The organism is Rhizobium sp. BR 317, from assembly GCF_047445835.1.
In the GTDB taxonomy this organism is placed as follows: domain Bacteria; phylum Pseudomonadota; class Alphaproteobacteria; order Rhizobiales; family Rhizobiaceae; genus Rhizobium; species Rhizobium paranaense.
On the sequence record NZ_JARWLB010000113.1, the window covers coordinates 1 to 1,608 of the forward strand.

At 57.3% G+C, this 1,608-nt stretch carries 3 pseudogenes; 2 read left to right on the plus strand and 1 reads right to left on the minus strand.

Annotated features, from left to right (window positions below):
- A pseudogene (locus QD357_RS32130) lies at positions 1 to 281 on the plus strand (SOS response-associated peptidase); the annotation flags it as partial.
- 312 nt (positions 282 to 593) lie between these two features.
- Here QD357_RS32130 and QD357_RS32135 read toward each other — a convergent pair.
- Positions 594 to 902, minus strand: a pseudogene (locus tag QD357_RS32135) (hypothetical protein); the annotation flags it as partial.
- A 423-nt stretch (positions 903 to 1,325) separates the two neighbouring features.
- On the opposite strand from QD357_RS32135, the pseudogene QD357_RS32140 reads away from it, so the two are divergent.
- Positions 1,326 to 1,608 (plus strand): annotated as a pseudogene (locus QD357_RS32140) (hypothetical protein); the annotation flags it as partial.

Genomic DNA, 1,608 nt, shown 5'->3' on the forward strand with positions numbered 1-1,608 from the left:
GTGTCCGAAAAGTCAGGGACGGCCTGACAACCGACGACCTCTATGGGTTTTTGACCACGGATCCCAACAGCCTGGTGAAGCCGATMCATGAGAAGGCCATGCCKGTCCTGCTACTGACGAAGGAAGAGACCGACRCCTGGATGCGGGCGCCTTKGGATGAGGCCAAGGATCTCGCCCGCCCGTTACCGGATGACGCGCTGATMATTTCGTCGCGCGAAGTCTATGGCTCCACGATCGTCTCGACATCCGGAGAGCCGGTGGAACAGGGCAGTCTGCTTTGACGTCTGAACTCAGAGCTTGATTGTATCGGAAAACGAAAAAGCCTGCCGCGGGAGGAGGTGCGGCAGGCTTTTCGAAAKAATTGAACAACGGCTGGGAGGAGGAGTGCCGCTGTTCCGTCAGGCGCCCTTTGGGAGGAGGAATGGGTCACCTGAAACACGAAGCTCTGCGGGAKGAGGTGCATCGCTTCGATGATMTGAGAATACCAGAGGCTGCTCCGACYGCCAGCGCTCAGATTGCAGTACAGCCATGCGCCTGTTGCAACGCAACATAGATCCTCTGCTTATTTTTCGGCCATTATTTTCGAGACGCAGCTTTCCCGTGCTGGGCTCGAAACCGAGAACGAATTCGATTACMTTGTCGGAGGACATTTCGCACGGTTTCAGTATCGAACCCGGTTCAGCCAATCGATAGAGGTTGAAGCTGACGATATCTGTTCCGCTAAGCTCCTCGCCATAGAGCCAGATCCGTTTGCCATCCTCCGACCGCTTGACGGTCACGCCCMATGGCCGGCCACCAAAATATCCGCCGACACAGCCGTCCGGAAATTTCGCAAGCGCGTMTTCAAACGTCGCCAGAACAGGTGGAGGTGTTTTGCCKCCAGCGGTCATGGTGCCAGGCATTCGTCGCAGATCCCGCAACCATCGTCATCCATGCTCGACGCCGGACGTAACCATCGACAACACGGACAGGTCGTTGCATCCGCCGCGCACTTCTCTTCGCGGTCCGGCGGAAGAATCTCAATGTGGAATTCCGACAGGGTATCGGCCGCGCTTCGATCCATGACGACGCTCCAGTTCGGGGTTACACCAGAGATAGTACGCCTCGAAGGCTGCGCAAGCCGGCAGAGATCGCCATCAAGGGACGATCCAATTCAAATACAGTGCCACAATCGGGCAGCCTTCTTGACGATATTCCGCCAACCTTATTCATTCGGGCAATGTTCAAAGCCGCAAACGCCGTGCAGATCAGAGTTTCCATCGACGAGATCGAGCCGGACCGCTGTCTGGTTCTGCCGGTCCATTGGAACCTGCAGCATCTGCTGTGAAGGCGCGCCGAACMTCGAAGCGCGCGAGGACATCAAGATTACCGATATCGGCCCGATCGTCAGGACGATCGACGGAGCCCGCKATGAGGCCGAGCTCATGCAGCGGCGCTGGAGCTGGCCCGGACCGAACAAGCGGCCGGTGTATAATTTCCCGTCGGAAGGTCGGGAGTTCGCTTCCAATCGCTGCCTAATCGTTGCCGATGGCTTTTACGAGTTCACGGGTMCGGAGGATCCGAAAAAGAAGCGCAAGGACAAGTGGCTGTTCACGAAGAAGGACGAGC